This is a genomic window from Pseudoalteromonas sp. SG43-1 (genome assembly GCF_014164415.1).
GTDB lineage: Bacteria > Pseudomonadota > Gammaproteobacteria > Enterobacterales > Alteromonadaceae > Pseudoalteromonas > Pseudoalteromonas distincta.
This window is the reverse complement of the sequence record NZ_JACJFD010000002.1, coordinates 203,665-225,997: the sequence shown is the minus strand read 5'-3', so window position 1 is coordinate 225,997 and position 22,333 is coordinate 203,665. Positions and strand designations below refer to the sequence as shown.

Here is a 22,333-nt window from a genome sequence, read left to right as displayed (position 1 = left end):
ATTCTATTTACTTGTTAGTTATAAACACTATCAAGGGTTTCTGATTTTCACTTGATAGTTAACAAGTAAATAGAATTGGCTTTTTTAAGGTCACCTTTATGGCAACAACTAACTCGCGCACGCTTGCTCGGTTTATGCTTCTTCCTAGTGTAATTTTATTACTTGCTTGGATGATAGTTCCGCTGTGTATGACACTGTATTTTTCATTTATTGATTACAACTTACTCGTTCCAGGGGATAAAGAGTTTGTAGGCTTTTTAAACTATGAATTTTTCCTAACTGATCCGGCTTTTTTTGAATCATTTTTTAACACGCTTTACCTAGTAACTGGGGTTTTACTTATCACTATTTGTGGTGGTATTGGCTTAGCCATTTTACTAGACCAAGCAATATGGGGACGAAATTACGTTCGCATTATGGTACTAGCCCCATTTTTTGTAATGCCAACTGTGTCGGCATTGGTATGGAAAAACATGCTAATGAACCCAGTTAATGGCTTATTTGCACATTTCGCGATTTGGCTTGGCTTTGAACCTATCGACTTTTTTGCTCAAATGCCGTTATTTTCAATCATCATAATTGTGTCTTGGCAGTGGTTACCATTTGCAGCATTAATACTGCTAACAGCAATACAATCATTAGACCGTGAACAATTAGAAGCGGCTGATTTAGACGGAGCTGGGCCATTTAGTAAGTTTTTTTACATCGTTTTGCCGCACTTATCGCGCGCTGTAACCGCTGTTATTTTAATCGAAACTATATTTTTACTGTCAATTTTTGCCGAAATATTAGTAACAACAAGTGGTGGTCCTGGTTATTCGTCTACCAATATAACGTACTTAATTTACACGCAATCACTACTTCAATTTGATGTAGGTGGCGGTTCGGCAGGGGGCATAGTTGCAGTAATAATTGCAAATATTGTCGCTATATTTTTAATGCGCTTAATTGGCAAAAACTTGGAGGGTTAATTATGACTATAAAAGATAGCCGTCGTTCCAAACTAATTTATACCATTGCTGCATGGACAATAAGCGGCATGATTTTCTTTCCAATTTTATGGACGTTAATCACCAGCTTTAAAACGGAAGCTGAAGCAATTTCAGCAAGTCCAAGCTTATATGCATTCGATTGGACGCTCGAAAATTACCGCGATGTACTGTCGCGCTCGCCATACTTTACCCATTTTTGGAACTCTGTAGTTATATCACTAGGTTCAAGTTTACTGGGGTTATTAATTGCGGTACCTGCTGCGTGGTCTATGGCGTTTGTGCAAACTAAAAAAACAAAGCACTTATTAATGTGGATGCTTTCAACCAAAATGTTACCACCAGTTGGCGTACTTATTCCGATTTATTTATTGTTTCGCGACTTTGCATTACTCGATACAAAATTAGGTTTGGTTATTGTAATGACACTCATTAACTTACCAATAATGGTATGGATGCTTTACACCTACTTTAGAGAAATACCAAACGAAATACTTGAAGCTTCCCGTATGGATGGCGCAACAATTGGTGAAGAAATATTCCATGTTTTATTGCCAATAGCCTTACCGGGTATAGCCTCAACGCTATTACTCAATGTTATTTTGTCGTGGAACGAAGCGTTTTGGACACTTATTTTAACCGCTGCAAATGCTGCACCTTTAACGGCATTTATTGCCAGTTACTCAAGCCCTGAGGGGTTATTTTACGCTAAGTTATCGGCAGCATCTGCCATGGCCATTGTGCCAATTTTAATACTTGGTTGGTTTAGTCAAAAACAATTAGTGCGTGGATTAAGTTTCGGCGCAGTAAAATAGGAGAATACACATGGGCAGCATCACACTAAAACAAGTCACTAAAAACTTTGATGAAGTTAACGTAATTAAACCGCTCGACTTAGAAATTAAAGACGGTGAGTTTATCGTATTTGTTGGGCCATCAGGCTGTGGTAAATCTACATTACTTCGTATGATCGCAGGTCTTGAAGATACCACCAGTGGTAATATAGAAATTGACGGCATTGACGCTACAAAAACACCGCCTGCAAAAAGAGGCTTAGCGATGGTGTTTCAATCCTATGCGTTATATCCGCATATGACAGTGCGTAACAATATTGCTTTTCCTTTAAAAAGAGCCAAAGTTAGCCCTACAGAAATCGAAAGTAAAATTGCTAACGCCGCTAAAATTCTTAATTTGACCGATTATTTAGACCGAAAGCCTGGGCAATTATCGGGCGGTCAGCGCCAGCGTGTAGCGATAGGGCGCGCAATTGTTCGTCAGCCTTCGGCATTTTTATTTGACGAACCGCTTTCGAATCTTGATGCGTCATTACGTGTAAATATGCGTTTAGAAATATCTGAATTACATAAAAGTTTAGCTACAACAATGATTTATGTTACGCACGATCAGGTTGAAGCTATGACAATGGCAGATAGAATCGCGGTATTTAATGCCGGTATTATTGAACAGGTAGGCACACCTTTAGAGCTTTATAAAAACCCAGTAAACAAATTTGTAGCTGGTTTTATTGGCTCTCCAAAAATGAATTTTATAGATGCTCCACAAAATGAAAATGCGAATGTTAGTTGTATTGGTATACGACCAGAGCATATAACACTCTCTACTGAGCAAGGAACGTGGGCTGGTACTGTCGGTGTAATTGAACATTTAGGTTCGGAGAGCTTTTTACATATAAATATTGAAGGCAAAGGGACCGTAACAGTAAAAGCAGATGGTGATTGTCCGTTAAAATATGGCGACAGTATTTACCTAAGCGCACCGGATGATAAAGTATTAAAGTTTGATAATAACGGTTTAACAATTCGCTAAAGCCAATCTTTAATTACCGTAAATAGCACCTTTATAAGGGTGCTATTAACTAAATTCTAATTACATAATCCTATGAAACCTAGGTATTTTTTATTAAGGAATGGTATATTTAAAACTATAAATAACAAAAACGTTATTGATAAATAGATAATCCAAAATTAATAAAATAATTTATATAGCAGCACATATAATTAAAATTATGTGATGAAAATAAGGACTTAGTTTTCCTTCTATTTTAAGAGGTTTACGTGGTAAAGCTATCAAATACAGAAATTAGAAAGCTAGATGATGCAGCCAGAGCAGGGTGGTTATATTATGTTGGCGGTAACACACAAGATGAAATTGCCAAAAAGCTAAATATATCTCGTCAATCTGCACAAAGAATGGTCGCATTATCTGTGAGCCAAGGATTAATTAAAGTTAGACTTGACCACCCGATTGCTAAATGTATGGATTTGGCCGAAAAATTAAAAAGCCGTTTTGGGTTAGATTCGTGTGAAGTTGTACCGAGCGATCCATCTGAACCTTCATCTACATTAGGTTTGGCTCAAGCTGGCGCGGCAGAAATAGAACGTCATTTAAAATCAGAACAACCCAAAGTACTTGCTATGGGAACCGGTCGAGTTTTACGTTCATGTGTAGATGAGCTAAGAACCGTTGATTGTCCGCAACATAAAATTGTAGCAATGCTAGGCAATATGGCTTTGGATGGATCGGCTTCACCTTATGATGTTGTAGTAAGAATGGCCGAACACACCAATGCAAAACATTATCCAATGCCATTGCCAGTTTTACCAAGAAGCATTGAAGAAAAAGAACAATTACACGCACAACAAAATATTACCGGTAATTTAAAACTCGCTAAAGATGCCGATGTAACATTTGTGGGTATTGGTAGCTTAGGTGAAAAGTCGCCATTACATATAGATGGTTTTATTGATGCGCAAGAACTTAAAGAGTTACAAGATTTGGGTGCTGTTGGTGAAATGATTAGTTGGGTGTTTGATAAAAACGGTAAGCTTTTAGATTGCACAGTTAATCAGCGTGTAGCAAGTACGCCATTAAAAACAAAAGCTAACAAACAGATTTATGCGATAGCTGCTGGTGAAGAAAAAGTGTTAGCCATTTTGGGCGCAGTAAGGTCAAACATGATCAGTGGATTAATTACTAACGAATATACAGCTGAGCGTTTACTTAGTATTGATTAAACAAATTGATAAATAAAGTATCTGTATTAGTAATACTAGTTATTGTAATAAAAACACTTAATGTCCGATACCGTCTATAATATATAGTAATAGTTTTTATGTATTTTATGTATGTAAGTTGCTAATTTATCGATATATTTGACTTCTCGTACACTAGTTATATAGTATCAATCATGTATATAGTGTATGTGAGAATATAGATTGACATGTGTCAAAGTTAGAGCAACTTTAATAGAAGATAACACTTGAGTAAAAAGCCAAGTACCCATTTTACTTACAACTGAAGGTGAAATAGCTTCTGTAACTGATTACTTGCTCTTTAAGGAAGTTAATGGAGCAAGTAATTCTTCAATGATCAGTATTATTAGAGCTATATCTCTGTTACTTGATTATATGGAAGCAAATAAGGACTTATTTCATCACCCGACTATACTTTTTCAAACTTTTGCTAAACGCTTATACTCTGGAACAATAGGAGAGGATGGTTTAGATCCATCAGGCTTATATTGGTTACCTTCATCTACTATTAATGTTAATAAACATATAAATCGACTAACTGCATTTACTGATTGGCAGTCTAAGAGATTAGGTAATGCAGCAATGAACCCCTTAAGTGATGCTACCCCTCATGAGTATCGTTTAAATTATGCTTCATGGTTTCGAAAGAATCAAAGTGACTATCTCGGGCACATAAAAAATGAATCAATCAATAAAACCATTCGTAAAGCTAGGTTGATCAAAGGACGTTCAACACTAACCCATATTGATGGTGATTCACTTGCGTTTCCTGATAAGTACTTAGAACCATTTTTTAAGCATGGCTTAGGCGGAGCCACTGACGTAAGAGTAATATTAAGGGATAAATTAGTTTTATTGTTAATTCATGGAGGTGGTCTAAGGTTAAGTGAAGCAATGGCTCTATGGGTAACTGACGTTTTCGAAGACTCTAACAACCCTGATATAGCTGTTGTGAAAATTTACAATGAAGTTGATGGTAAAGCTCCATATAACTGGAAGAGTAGATCCGGAACGCAGACAAGAGAAGCATATCTAAAAGAAAATTATGGAAGGATACCTCGTATCAAAATGAGTGGTACTAATTTTCTTGGATGGAAAAGTAGAGTAGTAGACCATAAAGATAATTATATAAAAGTCCAATGGTTCCCCTCCGATTACGGTAAAGTTTTTATGTCTCTCTGGAGGAACTATCAAAAATTCCGCGCTAGTATAGATTCTTATCATCCATATGCTTTTATATCTTTTCATCACACAAGTTTAGGTTCTCCTTATACTATTAACGCCTTTAACTATAATTACTCAGTCGGATTGAAAAGAATAGGGCTAAAGCCAAATAAATCTGAGGGGATTTGTCCTCATGGGCACCGACATAATTATGGAAGGCGTCTTGAACGTTCTGGACTCAGTCCACTATTAATCCGCAGGTGTCTGCACCACAAATCCTTAGAATCTCAGGTTCCTTATACTGGTAAAAGCCATATAGACATATCAAATGAACTCCAAGAAGCAACTAATCAGTTATCGCAAACAGAATCGGTTGTTAAACCTATTGATTGGATTAATTTGGTTCAATCTGGGTTTGATGATATCGACCCCCAAGGTTACTTCACTGGTAAAAATCCTAAATTTAGAAGCTTAAAATGAATAATAAAATAGATGTAAAAAAAAGAGATAGCCGCGCGTCTGATACGACCTTCAGTTGGATGTTAACTACGTTTGGTCCTGAATGGGAGAGCTGGCAAAAATTAGCTTCAGAATGGATGAAAACACAGCAAACTGGTGTTGGTCCAAAGCAAGTGGCTCTGACGCGATTCTTTGAAACTTATCTTTATGAAAAGGTACCATACGCTGTTGATATAAAGCTTTTTTTTAGTGGCTTTAATGGACATAAATGTTCCACCGAAGAGTTTGAGAAAATCATCAGGCTAAAAGTCAATCAACCTGCAGCAATCCAAAAGTCTGTTAATGTGCCATGCGACTTTATTGATTTTGTAATAAAATCTCACTTATCTGAAAAAAATGATAATGGTATTCTAATTCCAACTGTTGTTAATCCTATAAAAAAAATAAAGATAGCCCGTTCCATTACCGAAACTGTTCGAAACCCTCTACCGTATCGTTATATTCAAGATTTGCGTCAGATTATCTGCCCACTTCCTAGCAAACAAGAAATAACAAATATTGAGGAAAGCCTAGCCTTTAATGAAAATTTAAAGCCACTTTATCACTACCGAAATTTTAGTGACTGGACTTGGTCTCATAATATACAAAAAAGTGATTGGTTCGAAGTAGATGAAGAACTTATAGACAAGTCAGATCCCGATTGTGTATGGCGAATGCAAATAAAGAAGAAAAAGGAAATCTTCCAGATCTGGTCTCCAGTTAGACATATGATACTGCTTGTAAAACTTCATTTACCATTACGCACCTATCAAATCAATATGCTTGATAGTGGAGAAGCTGACACCTGGAGGTATGAAAATAAGCAATGGAAACTAAATAAAAAGCATGATTTTAGTCTCGGAAATGAAAAACGCCCATTTAGCAAAGGTGTTTTTCGGCGTGTCTACGATTCAATTTCCGCATCCTATTCAACAGCTATATATATAAACACAAACAAATCAGCTGATAATAATAAAGAAGAACTCGAACGAGGCTACACTATTCCTTGGCAGAATGAAGAAGTCTTATATTGGTTAGAAAAATTGCGCAATTGGCAGGAAAAATACAATCCGATTCTGAATTCTGTAGATTGTACTACGTTGCTAAATAAACATACATCAGATCAAAAAAAATCTGAAGCTCAATTAAGAAGTATGGGGGATATTTCTTTCCTCTTCAGAGACGCTTCAGCATCGGGAGACGATAAATTTAAACCTACATATCCAAAAGCTATAAACCGTCTTTGGTATCAACTATTATTAAAACTAGAAGGTAATCTAGAGCGAAATGGAGATACTCTAGATAATGGCGAAAAATTGAAGTTAGTCTCTGAATGTCCTCCTGGGACCCTTTTAACTACCATGACCAGCACCTATTTTCCTCTTCATAGTCTTCGTGTGTCTCTGATTACAGCATATACTATGGACACACAGCTTCCTATTGCAGTCATTTCTAAAATGCTTGCTGGACATAGCAGATTACTGATGACGATATACTACAATAAAATTACGCCGTCTGTTTTTGCTCACAAAATGGAAGAAGCTGAATTAGAGTTAGAGAAAAACTCTACACAAAGCGTAAAGAGCTTTTTAAAAGACGCTTCGTTAGAACAAATACAATTAAAAATGTCATACCATAAAGACGATAGTATCGAAGCTGCATTGGTAAACCGCGCACCAATAGGATGGGAGGAGAGGGCTACAGGTTTATGTTTAGTTGGTGGTAACACTGTAAAATCCAATGAATCTGGTTCTTTAGGCGGCTGTTGGAACGGGGGAGAAGAACTAACTGATGCTACTCATGCCCAAAACCGCGTTTATTCAGCTGTACCTCATGGGCCTGAAAATTGTATAAGGTGTAGATGGTTTATTTCTGAAGCTCGTTACTTACCAGCCCTAAATGCGCAATTTAATCAACTCAGTTATAAAGCACATCAAGCTGCTAAATTATTCATTGAAATTGAAGGTGAATTAGATCACTTGAAAGATGAGATTTTTTTTGCTGAAGAACAAGGAAAACTATTTACTAAGCACAATGAAGTTCAAGTCCTTCAACGTCGATACGAAAAGCAAAAAGTAGAAGCTGATGAATACACTAAAGACTGGATGGCTTGTTTTGAGCTTATTAATAAAATTATTCGCATTGAAGAAACACGAGCTAAAGATGATAATCAAGATAAATTAATTGCTGTTGGTGAAGAGAGAGACGTTAGTAAAGCCCTTAGGTTTATTGAAACAAAATCTGAATTATTACATTTATCATTATTATGTGAAGATGCAGAGTTTTACCCTGATCTCAGAGATGAGCTACGAAAAACGCCTGCTATTCAAAAGCGCTCAATGGAATTAAGTCGCGTACTTATGAAAAGCGGTTTCGAACCTGTTTTAATGGAAATGGATGAAAATCAACAATTAATAGCAGCAAATGCGATGATGAGAAAAATGGCAATGATTGCTGATCCTAAGGATAAACTAGAAGGTTATCGAAAAGTTGCAAGTCATATAGAGGCTGAAGAATACCTTGTTAATAATAAACTTTTATCGGTTGGTATTTCCGTGATTACTGACAATGTAATAAGTTTAAACAAGCTACTATTACCATCGAGCTTTAGAAGCTAATGAATATCAATATTGAAGTTATTTTAGCTGACTTAAAAGATGGTAAAGAACCTAGAACTCAAAAGAACTTACAGAAACTTAACGAGATATTAAGCTTATATTCGGCTACTGGTAATCATAACTTTTCAATAACTCAAATTGGTCGTTATTCTAAAGAAAATGGTGGTCCAGCTTATGAAGCATTGAGGGCTACAAGGAATAGTCATTACCGCTCTCTTATTGAAGCTTGGGCTCAGAAAAGCAAAGGTAAAGCTGGATTACTTAACCCCGAAAAAACACCTAAACACGCTTTACCAGCTGATAACATTCTACTTCAGCGAATTACAGATCCAGCTGTTAGAGCTTTATTCGGTCAAATCATCGCTGAGAGGAATCGATACAGAAAAGAGGTTAACCTACTAAAACAGCATTCTAATATTGTTATAGATAAGCGTCCATTTACTCCTTCTTCAGCGCGTGATTTATCACAAGATGCTGAAATAAAGGAATTGACAAAATCAGAAATTAGCGCACTTAATTATGCTATATCTGAAGAGTGTATGTATAACAATGACTGGGTTTCAACAAAAGCTGGTCAAGTTAAAACTATAGAAAATAATATTGAAATATTTCCCCGTGGTTTCACTACAGCTCTAAGTAAACTATTATCTGACAGAGAGGATTAGGTTAAATTACTCTTAGAATTTCAAACTTACTATATTAAATTTAGTAAGTTTGAAAGGTTGATTTCGTATTTGAGATTAAGAGCTCTTATTACATTCCCTGATTAATAAAGCTTCTAGAATTAATTTAAAATAATGTTGCCCTTATATATTTTTTTAAGATAAAAGGGGAGTTATTCTCGTTTCTTAAGTTAAGGTTAATGGAGATTTTGAACTTATTTTTTTATGTTAAAGAGATGGAGCTGCTTATGAAACATAGGCCAGAAGGTTGGGTTGTTTTAACGTTTCAAACAATCGATAGTAAACCCTGCTATGTGTTGTTTTGTTCGTGGAGAAATGATGATGAATGGAGAGTAAGCTCAGGTTCAATGGTTCTACCTCACTTATCACCATGTGAGAATTATTTGATTTGGCCTCAAATATCAGGCTCTATATATGAGCTCCCCGTTGGTGAAGAAAATGGCTACACCTATTACACTGGTGCTGTATTAGACGATTTGTTAGCAAAAAGGTACCGCGATGGCACGCAGTTAAAACGCATAGCACTTAAAGATATTATGGAAGATACATAAGACGCTTATCTCCTTTTAATCTGTCTATTTTTTACTTTTGGAGGTAATGTGCTCTACATAACGATAGATACTAGAGGGTTTTGATGAAGCAAGCTTAAGGAGTATCATGCTGTAAATGTCCTCAGCCCTACACTATAAGCTAGTGATTAAATACACTAAAAGCTAATAAATGAATACATTAAAAGCTAACGGTGTTACTTTGAGTCAAGTATCAGAGGACACTTTCCTAGTCATAATTAAAAATTTGTTTATAGCCTTATCGTACTGTTTTATATTGTTATTTATCAATAGTATGTTTTCAGATATTTACGTTAATTTGAATAAGTCTTAACTTAATCTGTCAGGTTTGGTTTTTAGTTTTTGATCAAATCTGACAGTCGCATTTGTGCCATGAGCCGACTATAAGCCGTAACTCGTTTCTGCCCCTTAACGAGTTAGTGCAGGCCTTTAACGATTTAAATTCACTCTAAAATGATGAGTCTTGGTGAAGAAATTCTGATTCATTTTAATCTACCATGATTGGTAATCTTTTATATTTCTATATAGACTACCGAAATATTGGCCTGCGTCGAATACCCGCCGAGAGTATGATAACTACACCTACCAACGTAAAACTTTTAGTAAGTTTCTCAATTTTTTACATTATAGCTACTAACTAAGAACAGGGTTTAATTTAGATCTAGTCTATGACAAATGTAGGAGACTAAGATTAGAAGCTTGTTAAGTAAATGTTGCCCTATGTTGACAATTAACAAGTATTAATATAGGTTTTTATTTGTTGAATAATGAACATATTGTTAATTTACTAAGGACTTTATTATGACAATCTTTTATAAGCTAGCTTCTGCAATACTTTTTATTGGCACTTTTAGTGTTAATGCGGAAACAACAATTGAACCTACTAATCCAGTATCACAAATAAAAAGTAATATAACTTATAATAGTAAAACTTTGGGTTTATCTGAAAAAGCCTATAAATACGCTGCGGATCAATTCATGAGATTAAACTCAGGCTCATCTACTCCTGATATGCAAATAATTTATGAGGTTCCTGAATTTATTTCGCCGGAGAATTATTCAGAAAAAGAATTGAATCAAGCGATGAATGAACAAAAAACAAAATTTGCTAACTATTTCGGTATCTCTGTATCAAAGTTAGACCCATTCATTGCTCATATGGCTGTCGCTTTTGATTCAGATCTTTTCAGTGGAGGTATTAGTACTTTCGATACAGATGAAGATATGGAAACAATAACAATTTTTTGTGAAGAAGCATGTAGTGGTGGAACAACTTCGGGAGGAGGTATTGCGTTGGGTCTCAGTGTTTATCAAGGTGCAGTTAATGCGGGCATAAGTCAGTACACTGATTTCAAAGTTGAGTTTGTCAAGAATTCCACAAATGATAAAGTTTCTACCGAAGTGTGGAGATACAATAACTTTTCGGGCGCTTGGAGAGAGAGCGTTATTTCTAAGCCTTGTCCTACCTGTTCTTATAATTAGAGTAGCTAAATTCAAGTGTGAAAAGCTAGCATTTATGTTAGCTTTTTTTTATTGCTAAATCTTTTAATTTACTAAATTAGCAAAACGAATTAATACAGTAGGAGGAAAGGTGTTTGGCTCACGAATAGCATCATATTAAGAATTATGATTTTAATACTCTAATATGTTCTTGTCCAAAAACGAGTTTAACCGACCGTCTGCTTCTCGCTCAAAGGAGACCCCGAAAAGTTGTTCATATAGCTATCTAGGTTAACGCTATCAAAAAAAGAAGTATATTACCGATAACTATCTTTAAAGTCCTAGGAACGGAAGTTTAATTCCGGAATATACCAATACAAGCTTACAAGCCGGAAGTTTACTTCCGTTTTGTACTTTAAGATTATAAGCCGGTGTCTAGTGAAAGCTGGGAAGTCCATTTTGCTTTTAGTCCAAGTCTAGATGAGTTTGGTAATAAAGACTTAAAATTCAAAGTTGTTAAAAAGCCACAACCGAGCTTAACTACAAATGTTCTTGCTTTTATTGGTCGGAATGGAACATATTCAATATTAACTTAACTAATTCAATCACAATCTATGATAGGAATGTCTGACCAGCGGGTTGTGTAGTGGGGCGATAAAAAAGCCCTTTTCATGTTCCATGATTTTGTTAGCTTTTCACTACCTATAGATAAAGTTCCTACACCATAGCGTTTATTTATTACATCTAAGCATTCCATCATTTTAGGTTTATCCTCACTTACAGAGAACATATCGGCTTGTTGAAATGATTCACTTTCTAACTCTATTGCGCCAATACCGCAGCGATAAAAGCGCGTGTTAGCCTTAAAAATATCATCAATAACATCTGAAATAGCATTGGCTATAACACTGGTATCTGATGTAGGTATAGGAAAATCATAGAGCAAAGATTTCTTATAATACGCGTCTTCGTGTGGAGAGCTTGCAGCGAATATAACAAGTCGTTTTGCTAATGATTGTTGTTTTCTTAGCTTGCGGCCAACAATCGCTGCGTGTGTTACGAGGGCTGATTTTAATGTATTTAAGTCACTTACTCTTTCGCCAAAGCTTCTTGTAGAGTAGATTTCTTTTTTATTCTGTTTTACTTCATCCCAGCTTAAACAGGCGATGCCATTAAGCTCACTTACAGTCCTCTCAACAACAACGCTAAACATACGTCGCATTTCTTTTGGGTTTTGATTCGCTAAATCCCATGCACTTTTAATTCCTATCACCTTGAGTTTTCTACCGAGCCGAGAGCCAATCCCCCAGACGTCGGTAACATCCATACGCATAAGGACTTCCTGCCGTGAGATATCATCGTGAATAACAGCAACCCCGTTATAACCAGAGAGTTTTTTTGCCGCATGGTTGGCTGCTTTAGCTAACGTAGGCGTAATGCCAAAGCCTACACCAACAGGCAATCCTGTCTCGCGCCATACAGCTCGTCGTATTGTGTGTCCGTAATCAGCCCAGTCATTGATGATTTTAGAAAAACCAGTAAAACGTAAAAACGATTCATCAATACTATAAACATAATGGTCATCACAAAAACGATTGATGACCGTCATCATTCTCTCACTCAAATCAGCGTAGAGTTCATAATTGGAAGAGCGTACGATGACATTATGCTGCTCTAAATAGGGTTTAATTTTGAAGTAAGGTTCAAATTTCGGGATATTGAGCTTTCTAGCAATAGGACATATGGCACAAATACACCCATCGTTATTTGTCAGAACAACAACGGGTTTAAAGCGAATGGATGGGTCAAATACCTTCTCCGCACTGGCATAAAATGCCACTGCATCTACTAGGGCAAACATCGATTCACCTCAGCTTTATTTCTGTGGAGGCGGATGCTCGCAGTAACGACACCTTCGAGCTTAAAGTCATCATCATTAGAGATATAAACAGACTTATAATCTTTAGAGGCAGAGATAAGTAAGCGTTGTGATTTATCTATGATTTTACAAACAAACGAACCGTTATAGCTTGCAACAATGACATCGCCGGTACTTACATCCTCAGCTCTATCAATGACTAATAAGTCACCATCGAATATTCCTACTTCTTGCATGGATTGCCCAGAAGCTATACCAATAAAAGTGGCATTCGGGTGTTTAATGATTAGTTCATCGATTGAAATACCTAGCTCTACATATTCTGCAGCAGGAGATTCAAAGCCGGTGATACCTGCTTCTATAAAAATTGGAATAACGAACATACACACCTCAAGCACTGTTTATATGTACAGTGTAATTTAAGATTCCAATTAAGCCAAGATTCTTTTTGTGAAGACGATATTTTTATTAAGGCTGATATAAACAGTCTTCATACCTAAACATTAAAAACCCTTTTTTAACAGTTAGTAAAACCTGCCTTCGTTTGTTAAAATTTGACGAAGGAATTATGAACTTACCCAAAGTTTATTTTAAATATGGAATAATTTACTAATGACTGTAGTTAAAAACACTATTGCATCTTTTCTAATACTTAGCGTTATTACTGGCTGTTCAGCCTCTAGACATGCCATCATTGCCGGTGACTCTGAATTAACAGATGCCCAAGTGTGTCGAAACTACCTTAAAGATAAAGATATCCTCGCTAATAGTTATACCGCCGAAAATACTGATGAAGCGAACTATATCTACGCGCTTAACAAGGAAGTTAAATATAGAGCACTCACTCAATACAAATGTGAGATATTAGCTGCACAAGACAGAAAAGAAATCGCTCAAGGCGTCGTTGCTGCTGTCGTTGCGGTGGGTGTCGTCATTTTAGCTGTTGCTGCGGCAGGTGCTGGCGGGTCAAATAACTATTCTTCTGGTTATGCATGGGACCAGTTTTATGATGGTAACTACAACTTAGTCTGGCGCTGTCGAGATAAGTCTACGGGCCAATTTGCATATAACAGCGCTTGCTCTGGTCAATATCAAAATGACAATACATGGACTGGGAAGTAACTTTCCGATTAAACTTTATAAGCACAATATCTTAGTTCTACAATTAAAATTGTTAGTCACCACAAATGAGAATTAGCTTATTAACTCAGTTATAGTATGGGGCATATTTAAACCGAAATAGGTATCAAGAATCATAATGAAAGCATCCACAATTACACTGTTAGCAGCACTTATTTTCTCTGCTGTCTCTTCAGCAAATCAAGAAATCGACTCATTTAGCAAAGCTAAACGACTTCTAGAAAAGCAGGTTTATAACAATCACCGCATTACACTTTATTGTGGTGCGACGTTTGACGTTAATAAAAAAGTAACCGCACCGAAGGGCTTTTCTACAACAAAGTACGTCAAACGAGCTAAAAAAATTGAATGGGAACATGTTGTTCCAGCAGAAAACTTTGGTCGTACTTTTAGCGAGTGGCGAGATGGGCATAAGCAGTGTGTGAATAGTAAGGGGAAGTCATTTAAAGGTCGACGATGTGCAGAAAAAGTAAATACAGAATACCGTTTTATGCAAGCTGATATGTTTAACCTTTATCCGGCTATTGGGGCTGTGAATGCTCTGAGAAGTAATCATAACTTTACTGTGCTTCCTGCGGCTAAAAGCGATTTTGGACGTTGCGCGATGAAAATCGACGACAGAAAATCTGAGCCACCTGAAGTGGCTAGAGGGCAAATTGCGCGTACTTATTTGTATATGGAGAACACCTATAAACGATACAGCATGAGTAAAGCACAGCGCCAACTAATGAATGCGTGGGATAAAATGTATCCTGTAGATACTTGGGAATGCACTAGAGCTGAGAAGATTTCAAAGTTACAAAAGAATCAAAATGATATAGTTAAAAGCCGTTGTGAAAGTATAGGTCTCTAACTATGTTGTCTTGTAGTTGCTGTATGCTCAAAAAAAGCTTACAAGCTTGTACATGTTTGTATAAATATCTATATTAGAAACAATATTTAAAAGGAGTTTTTATGCGTCAAGAAATACATGAAGTAACAATTCAAGATATTGAAAACGATTTATTTCTCGTAACTGGTGACCGTGGTTTAGCTAAAGCCCAAGCCCATGCGTTTTCTATACATTATCGTGGGGAGATAATAGATTCGGTTAAGTATAAGCGAGGCTTTATCTCGGCTGATGACTTAATCTACTCACGCCATGTACGTTGGGAGCATATGAAAAAGCATGCTCAAAAGCTAGCCGCAAATATGGCCAAGGCTGGGCGCGGAGATAAACCTAAGAATACAGCGGCTCATCATATAGTGTCTTGGAATGATATGCGCGCTGCCCGTTCAAGGCTGAGGTTAGCAGCGTTCGGTATCGATATTGACCATGAGGCAAATGGTGTCTACCTACCTCGATTTCAAAAGCATGTTCCAATGGACATCCTCCCAGATGCTTATCCACATTCGAAAGTTCATACAGGCAAATATTATTTTAATATTGAATTCCTACTTAATGAAACGATTGCTGAGGGCCTAGGTCGACAAGGTATTATCGAAACATTGAAAGAGATAGGTGAAGAACTTGCCGATGGTACATTTCCAATTACTACACTATTGACTCAAGGTAATGCTTAATGGCTGATAAATTTAATAAAGTATACAGTGTGAGTGTCGAGCCTGATGAATTTCTCTTACTTAATGAAACGGGGTTCGAACAAACAATTCAATTGACCGAGGGCCAATTGTTAATGTTCGATGGTATGAGTATGAGAGATAATTGGAGAGAGTTGGGCGTTGATTGGTTGGTAGAGCCTAGTACTGCTCACCAAAACTTAAAAAAACCTGATATAGCCGGTTTGGGTGCCTCAACAATTGTAGTATCTCCTAAATATTCACCTTTATTCTTAAACGGTTTTAGTAAAAACGTTGAGCTGCTTGAATGTAATTTAGAAGGTGAGAAGTGGTTTGCATTTAATGTTGTAGGCTTTGACAAAGCCCTTAGTGAAGAGCATTCCATCCGAAATATTAAAAATGGCAAACCGAGTAGAATTAGAAAGTTCAAAAGGATGGTATTCGACAAGAGTGCGATTGAAAGTCCTGAACTCTTTAGAGTACGAGAAGCTGGACTTCGATACTTTACTACAGATGCTACAAATAGCCTATATAGCATCGTTCAAGAACATGGGATAAAAGGGTTGTACTTCCATGAAATAGAAACAGTATAACGTCAGTGTCTAAAGATTAATCGTGACTCTATGCCACAGAGTCATTGGACTTCCCAGCTTTCACTAGACACCGGCTTATAATCTTAAAGTACAAACCGGAAGTAAACTTCCGGTTTTAAGCTTATATTGCTATATTTCGGAAGCAAACTTCCGTTTCTAGGGCTTCAAAGGTCGTTATCGGAAATATATATACTTCTGTTTTTTGCAAGCGTTAACCTAGATAGCGGTATGAGCCACTTTTCGGGGTCTTTTTTGAGCGATAACCAGACACTGAAAAAAGTTAAATTTATTCCTACTTCTTTGATTAGGAGCCTAATTTTGTCCGATAACATTATTAAACGCCGTTTCGGGACAAAATAACATGCTTAATTTCTAACTGTTTTAATTACTTGTTTACAAAGGTAATTATTGGTGAAATTATCAGGGTATGTAATATACGCCGTTTTGGTGTGTTATAAACCACCAAAATGGTGTTCAATAAGCTGTTATGTGACTATTGTAGCTGAATTGTACTCTACAAAAGGAGTTGTAAATTTTGTCAGTAAAAGCAAGACGAGCCGATGTAAATGACACAGTGAAAATGAGCTTACTTTGTGAGGTTGATGGCTCTTGCCCTTTATGCAGAAGAGATCTCGTTGTTAAAAAAGAAAAGAAAAATGTGAGAGTCTTCGATGTTGCTCATATCTACCCCTTGAACGCGACCAAACATGAGCTTGCTATTTTAACAGGCGAAGAACTCCTTTCTGATGACATAGACCGTGAAGAAAATTTTATAGCCCTATGTAAAGAGTGTCATAAAATTTATGATACTCAAAAAACTGTTGGAGAATATAGGCAGCTAGTCGCAATTAAAAAAGAAATTAATAAAATAAAAGAGCTGTCTAAAGTCTGGGATAAACAAACCCTACATAAAGACATTTCAATTGTAGCTAATAAAATTGGCTTGCTCGATGGAAAGAGTATTGAAAAGACAATGCTTTCATACGATGCATTGAAACTTTCAGATAAGCGAGATGAAACGTTTGGATTCATCAATCAGACAAAAGTAAGTCAATTCATTTTGACTTTTTTTATCCCTATAAAAGAAGCGCTTAAAGATCTTGAGAAACAAGAAAAAGCCAAATCTACATTTATATGCTCACAAGTTAAAAGTTACTATGTTCTTTTATTAATGAAAGATTTTAACCAAGATGAAATATTTGAGAAAATGACTGATTGGTTCATGACGAATACAGGGATTACTGATAGATCAAAATCTGAAGTTCTGGTTTCTTTTTTTATACAGAACTGCGAGGTATATTCTAAATGCTAGTTCCAAACAAAACCGTTTCAATTAATGAAAGTTGTATTTATAGATCTTCATTGCTCTTGTCAAAACTAGATGGTGATATTTCAGTAGAAGAACTTTACAGGAATCAAAAGAAGTTGTTTATTGATATGGCTGATTACATTGATGTATTAGACTTATTATTTGTTTTAGGGAAGATTGTTTTGGATGAAAAAAATGGAGTAATTAAACATGCTTAAATCCATTAGTTGCGAAAAACTGATTAAGAGTCCGATTACTTTTGAAGCAGGGTTAAATGCTGTTGTAGGGGCTGATGATGCTCACAATTCTATTGGAAAATCATCAATCTTAATGCTAATTGACTTTGTTTTTGGCGGGAATGATTTTCCATCTAAATGTGATGATGTTGTACGTAATGTCGGTAATTTTAAAGTTGGTATTGAGTTTGAATTTGATAAAACGTATTCGTTCATCAGGGATACGGAAAATATTGACCAAATATATCGGCTAGAGTCTCAGGACTATATAACAAGTAAGGAATACAATGCTTTTCTTAAAGATAAATACCTCCCGAAAAATGAATTAGCATCTTTTAGAGAGTGTGTAAGCGGTTTTTTTAGAATTTATCAAAGAAATAATTACAATGATAAACGCCCCTTAGATATTGTTAGCAAAGAAAATTGGGATGCGATTAGAAAACGAACTCTTAAAATATTTGGTAAGTACGATGTAATTGCAAGCCTTGAGAAAGATAAAGTAATAGCAACCAAATTAAAGAATGACATTAATGGCACATTTAATTCAGGTGCGATTAAAAAGGTATCAAAAGTTCAAGCTAAAAAAAATGAACTTGAATTGGTCGGTGTTAGTGCCGAAATTGAAGCTATTAAAGCATCATTAAAAGTTAATGTTACTGACATTAAGTCCATTATCAATGAAATAAATCTCTCTCTTAAAAAAGAAAAAGATAGGCTGGTTGATTTACAGCAAGAATTAAATACAAAACTCATTAGAATTGACTCTCATTTGTCAGGAAATATTGTTAGAAATAGTAAAAGTTTTAACTCAGTAGTAGAGTTTTTTCCTGAGATTGATCAAGATAAGTTGCAGAAAGTTGAAAACTTCCATAGTGGCATCACAAAGATATTAAAAAACCAACTTCAAGAAGAAAAGTTATTAGTTCTTAACAGGATCGAGTTATCAAAAATTGACGTTAAGAAAATTGATGATGAACTTTTAGAAATAGTGGATTCAAAAGAAGAATCTGTTTACCTACTGGAAAGATTAATGGAACTTGATCGTTACGAACATAATCTTAAGCTTCAGAATGAGTTTTTCACTAAAAGCGATGATGCTAAAACTCGATTAAGTGATCTTAAAGAAGACATTGATAATGCATTAGTTGATTCAATTGATGATATGGAGTTATTGATAAATGATGGAATGAATTCATTCATTGAAAAAATATATAACGACAATCCTATTAGTCCTAAAATTTCTTTCCAAAAAAATGATTATATATTCGATCATGGAGATGACCGAGGAACAGGGAAAGGATTTGCCGATATGATTTGTTTCGACTTAACCTTTTTAGAAAAAACTATTCTCCCTTGTTTAATTCATGACAGCTTACTATTTAAAAATATGGATGTTCCTGCTGTAGAAAAATTGATCTCAATTTATAGTAGATTCAAAAAGCAAATTTTCATAGCTATAGATGAAAAGTCTAAATACAGTAACGAGACGCAAAATAAAATTAATGATGCTATGTTTTTAGAGCTTAATGAAAACAAAGTCGCTTTTAAAGTGAAGTGGAAAAAAACCACACAAAAAGGCACTTAAAATAGATTAAAACATTGACTTAAGTTTAAATTCGCTACGCATTTCAACCCACTACACTAGTCCTCTTTGTGCGGCGTAGACGTAATTAGGATGACATATATGGACGCTCCCTTGAAGGTCCGTTATTGGCACTGAGCCGAATTTCGGCATAGAGCGATAAGCAGACGGTCGATCAAACTCATTTTTGGACATTTTCGAGTTAGGACTTTTGCCTTAATGACGCCATTTCAGATTACCAAAACTATGAAAAAGCTCTAATACCTGTGGCCAGTTTTATTTGACCACTACAATGTATTACTGATTAGGATTTGGACAGAAATGAGTTTTCGATTAAGCAAATATTGAGTATTGCAAATCAAAGTGCCTGTTTATTGACATGCTCCGATGATCAATCGTTACCCAGTGATAGTAACGCAGACCTAAAAAATCGATAACCCCCTCGTTCGTGACCGTATATATCAGCCCTTTTTCTGAACGCTGGCTATAGAAGCGAATAAATTATCCACACTAGACACCGTTAGATAATGAGTAATAAACGCCTTTTTATATTAAAAAGGCGTTTTGTAAAGCAGTTTTGGGATACTTATTATCTTTTATAATGAGCTACAGCGTTATACACACTAGCCGTATCAATATTTTTAGCTATTACCATAACATTATTAACATGCATAGCTTCCAATGCAGTATTAACAGCATGTTCAATGTAATCTTGACGTTTTGAAGAATTATCATTTTTATAAACGATAATACAAATAGATGTATCAGATAACTCATTAGGTGTATAAATAATCATATTATTATGCGTCCCTATATGAAATGTTCTAGGTACATTCCTTTCAAGATCTTTATACATTCGAAGCAACGTTTTTTGCTCATCTAAATTTAGCATACATAATGAGTTCCCTAAATCAGTCCAACCTTTAAATGTACGGCTTTCTATCTGTACCAGTATATCTTTAAAAAATGGGAGCATCTCAGGTTTTGGTTTTGCACAATCAATACCTTTTTCTTTTAACTGAAAATACAGGTCAATTTCAGATGACATCCCCGTAATTGATACTTCTGTGCTTTCATCCATCATCTCATTGCTAAATGACAATCTATCTTCACAATAAAGCCCTAAGTAATCTAACTCATCTCCCAAGACATTTATTCTATTAGACAAGTTAGATCGTCTAGTTAGATAGTTTATTATTTCTATGGGGTGTTCTAAGATATCTGTAATACATTCAAAGTCGGATACTGTCATAGAGACGCATGGCTCATAGTCGTGAGGCATCCAATCGGTTTTATGGAACTTATCAATGTTTGTTTGCATCGTCCCAAAATCTTCAAGTGTAATTGACATCCTAATAATATTGTTAATGTCATCTAATGAAACTGGTAATTGTTCTCTTAAATTATCTTCAATATCTGGATTATCTTTAAGGTATAGGATCTTATCCCTTAATCTCTTTGACTGTATATTTGGCTCGATTATCATCTCATCGAACTGTCGTTTAACTGTTTTAGTTGCACCACGAAGTGCAGCTTTATTTACTTTATGAGATTTGGCCTCTATTATAATCATAAAGCTATCAATAAACGTTACTAGGTCAGTTTCATATTCTCTGCCATCTTGTGACCACTTAAGCCCACTCTTTGTTTGTGACTCTGGAAACCTTCTAAGAATAATTTCTTCAATCTTATCCTCTAAGTATTTAGCTTTAATACGCTTTACTTTCTCTTTATTTATTCCTTTTGTGAGATTTATAAAACAATCATGAGAATAAGCAAAAAACAACTGCGGGATATAACAAATCAAAGCATCATTATGACTAATTATTGGTTTGCTCCACACTGGATTATCCAAGAAGAAAAACTCTCTATTATTCCCTGTTAAAGAAGAAGTGTTAAAACTAAACTTATCGACTATTTTATGAATTATTTCATTGTTCAAACTGGTCAAAGTTGACAATTCTTCAATACTAAAAGAATAACAGTCTATTAACTTTAATTGGTGATGAGCTAATACTAGCATTTGTATTTCTTCTTTTTTCATCGATGAGATGTCAAGCTGACTGTCTGACATCATCGAAGAAATATAATCACTATCGAAACCCATTAACTTACAATAATCAGGCATTAACTCATTCTTGTTTTTTGATTTTCTTAATCCATGTATAACATCTAGCCATGAATCAATTCTGCCTTGAATCGCGTTCATTAAAGTATCAAATAGAGATATCACATCATTTGGTTTAAATTCAAAGTTATTATTGATGTCTTTCTCAAACTTAGAATATAGCTCGCTGGTTAAATTTTTCATCTTATCCTGATAACTCCAATTGCGAATTGATTGTGTTGAGGTTCGCAATAATACCTGAATACACTCAATGGCTTTTTCTTCAGTAGTCGTATCATTTAGTGATATGGGGAATCTACTAACACTAGCGTGACTTCCTAATGAAGTTATTTTTTCTATTAATTCAGAAGTTACATTTGGTGTGGGTGGGAAGTGACCAAGCTCTTCACTTGGTATACTAAGAAATATAGCCTGTAATATTTCTATATGAAATTGTTCTATTCCATGATGTTTTTCAACTAAATTCCCTTCTTTATTTACACCTGTAACTAAAGCTTGCATTGAGAGTATCGCAATTAGTGATAAAGGATTTACTTTCTTAAAAATCCCAGCAATATCATCAATTAGAACTGAGGTTTGTTCTTTGGCATCTTCTATCATTTTAGATAGAAATTCTTCTCTTTGCTCATCGGACAAATCTCTGAAATGATTAGGAATATCATAGGTTGCAAAATTGTTATTGATCTTCGTTCTTTTTATCCCATCATTATTTGGTTTTTTCTTTTTATTAAGATTTCTCTTATTTAATTTTCTTGGTTTCTTTGTGCTTTTTTTCATAGCTAAATTCCGAATTATTTATAATGAACCAATCGTAATGTGAAGATACTACTCGCATTAGGAAAACCAGGTCAAATAGCTCTTGAATGAAGTGGGATATCAAGCTGTTTGTAAA

The 22,333-nt window shown here is 35.4% G+C and carries 18 protein-coding genes and 1 pseudogene; 16 read left to right on the top strand and 3 right to left on the bottom strand.

The window, feature by feature from the left end; genetic code table 11:
• Window positions 1-98 precede the first annotated feature (98 nt).
• The 9 genes and pseudogenes from H5159_RS03125 to H5159_RS03085 all read left to right on the top strand — a co-directional run bounded on the left by H5159_RS03125 (window position 99) and on the right by H5159_RS03085 (window position 11,056).
• Window positions 99-971 carry a carbohydrate ABC transporter permease gene (locus tag H5159_RS03125; protein WP_002960879.1) on the top strand — a complete coding sequence of 291 codons (873 nt, stop codon included), beginning with the start codon at window positions 99-101 and terminating at the stop codon, window positions 969-971.
• 2 nt (window positions 972-973) lie between these two features.
• Complete coding sequence (locus H5159_RS03120) at window positions 974-1,804, top strand: carbohydrate ABC transporter permease (protein WP_024589367.1); 831 nt, start codon at window positions 974-976, stop codon at window positions 1,802-1,804.
• 10 nt (window positions 1,805-1,814) lie between these two features.
• Window positions 1,815-2,816, top strand: a complete 1,002-nt coding sequence (locus H5159_RS03115) for an ABC transporter ATP-binding protein (RefSeq protein ID WP_182693430.1) — start codon at window positions 1,815-1,817, stop codon at window positions 2,814-2,816.
• 248 nt (window positions 2,817-3,064) lie between these two features.
• Window positions 3,065-4,024, top strand: coding sequence for a sugar-binding transcriptional regulator (locus H5159_RS03110; RefSeq protein WP_182736403.1), 960 nt, complete (start codon window positions 3,065-3,067; stop codon window positions 4,022-4,024).
• Between the two features lie 264 nt (window positions 4,025-4,288).
• Window positions 4,289-5,686 (top strand): annotated as a pseudogene (gene gmtY / locus H5159_RS03105) (gamma-mobile-trio recombinase GmtY); the annotation flags it as partial.
• Window positions 5,683-8,322 carry an integrase family protein gene (locus H5159_RS03100; RefSeq protein WP_182779712.1) on the top strand — a complete coding sequence of 880 codons (2,640 nt, stop codon included), beginning with the start codon at window positions 5,683-5,685 and terminating at the stop codon, window positions 8,320-8,322. The pseudogene gmtY and the gene H5159_RS03100, both read left to right, overlap by 4 nt.
• Complete coding sequence (gene gmtX / locus H5159_RS03095) at window positions 8,322-8,987, top strand: gamma-mobile-trio protein GmtX (protein WP_182779711.1); 666 nt, start codon at window positions 8,322-8,324, stop codon at window positions 8,985-8,987. Before H5159_RS03100 ends, gmtX begins: the two co-directional genes overlap by 1 nt.
• Before the next feature lie 245 nt (window positions 8,988-9,232).
• Complete coding sequence (locus H5159_RS03090; protein ID WP_182779710.1) at window positions 9,233-9,556, top strand: hypothetical protein; 324 nt, start codon at window positions 9,233-9,235, stop codon at window positions 9,554-9,556.
• Window positions 9,557-10,375: 819 nt separating this feature from the next.
• Window positions 10,376-11,056 carry a hypothetical protein gene (locus tag H5159_RS03085; protein ID WP_182779709.1) on the top strand — a complete coding sequence of 227 codons (681 nt, stop codon included), beginning with the start codon at window positions 10,376-10,378 and terminating at the stop codon, window positions 11,054-11,056.
• 559 nt (window positions 11,057-11,615) lie between these two features.
• Here the strand turns inward: H5159_RS03085 and H5159_RS03080 are convergent.
• Together H5159_RS03080 and H5159_RS03075 are read right to left on the bottom strand one after the other, a co-directional pair.
• Complete coding sequence (locus H5159_RS03080; protein WP_182779708.1) at window positions 11,616-12,875, bottom strand: Y-family DNA polymerase; 1,260 nt, start codon at window positions 12,873-12,875, stop codon at window positions 11,616-11,618.
• Window positions 12,863-13,276, bottom strand: a complete 414-nt coding sequence (locus H5159_RS03075) for a LexA family transcriptional regulator (RefSeq protein WP_182779707.1) — start codon at window positions 13,274-13,276, stop codon at window positions 12,863-12,865. The genes H5159_RS03080 and H5159_RS03075 overlap by 13 nt, the downstream gene beginning before the upstream one ends.
• A gap of 229 nt (window positions 13,277-13,505) precedes the next feature.
• Between H5159_RS03075 and H5159_RS03070 the strand changes: the two genes are divergently transcribed.
• The 7 genes from H5159_RS03070 to H5159_RS03040 all read left to right on the top strand — a co-directional run bounded on the left by H5159_RS03070 (window position 13,506) and on the right by H5159_RS03040 (window position 19,316).
• On the top strand, window positions 13,506-14,015 hold the full coding sequence (locus H5159_RS03070; protein WP_182779706.1) for a hypothetical protein: 510 nt from the start codon (window positions 13,506-13,508) through the stop codon (window positions 14,013-14,015).
• A gap of 136 nt (window positions 14,016-14,151) precedes the next feature.
• On the top strand, window positions 14,152-14,886 hold the full coding sequence (locus H5159_RS03065) for an endonuclease (RefSeq protein ID WP_182779705.1): 735 nt from the start codon (window positions 14,152-14,154) through the stop codon (window positions 14,884-14,886).
• Window positions 14,887-14,987: 101 nt separating this feature from the next.
• On the top strand, window positions 14,988-15,596 hold the full coding sequence (locus H5159_RS03060) for an AHH domain-containing protein (RefSeq protein ID WP_182779704.1): 609 nt from the start codon (window positions 14,988-14,990) through the stop codon (window positions 15,594-15,596).
• Window positions 15,596-16,186 (top strand): hypothetical protein, encoded by a 591-nt coding sequence (locus tag H5159_RS03055; RefSeq protein WP_182779703.1) that lies wholly within the window; start codon window positions 15,596-15,598, stop codon window positions 16,184-16,186. Before H5159_RS03060 ends, H5159_RS03055 begins: the two co-directional genes overlap by 1 nt.
• A gap of 535 nt (window positions 16,187-16,721) precedes the next feature.
• A complete protein-coding gene (locus H5159_RS03050; protein WP_182779702.1) occupies window positions 16,722-17,498 on the top strand; it encodes an ABC-three component system protein in 777 nt (258 codons plus the stop codon).
• Window positions 17,492-17,713 (top strand): ABC-three component system middle component 7, encoded by a 222-nt coding sequence (locus H5159_RS03045; protein ID WP_182779701.1) that lies wholly within the window; start codon window positions 17,492-17,494, stop codon window positions 17,711-17,713. The genes H5159_RS03050 and H5159_RS03045 overlap by 7 nt, the downstream gene beginning before the upstream one ends.
• The gene (locus H5159_RS03040) at window positions 17,706-19,316 is read left to right on the top strand and encodes a DUF2326 domain-containing protein (protein WP_182779700.1); all 1,611 of its coding nucleotides are present in this window, start codon (window positions 17,706-17,708) and stop codon (window positions 19,314-19,316) included. The genes H5159_RS03045 and H5159_RS03040 overlap by 8 nt, the downstream gene beginning before the upstream one ends.
• Before the next feature lie 586 nt (window positions 19,317-19,902).
• Here H5159_RS03040 and H5159_RS03035 read toward each other — a convergent pair.
• The gene (locus tag H5159_RS03035; protein WP_182779699.1) at window positions 19,903-22,218 is read right to left on the bottom strand and encodes a hypothetical protein; all 2,316 of its coding nucleotides are present in this window, start codon (window positions 22,216-22,218) and stop codon (window positions 19,903-19,905) included.
• Window positions 22,219-22,333 lie beyond the last annotated feature (115 nt).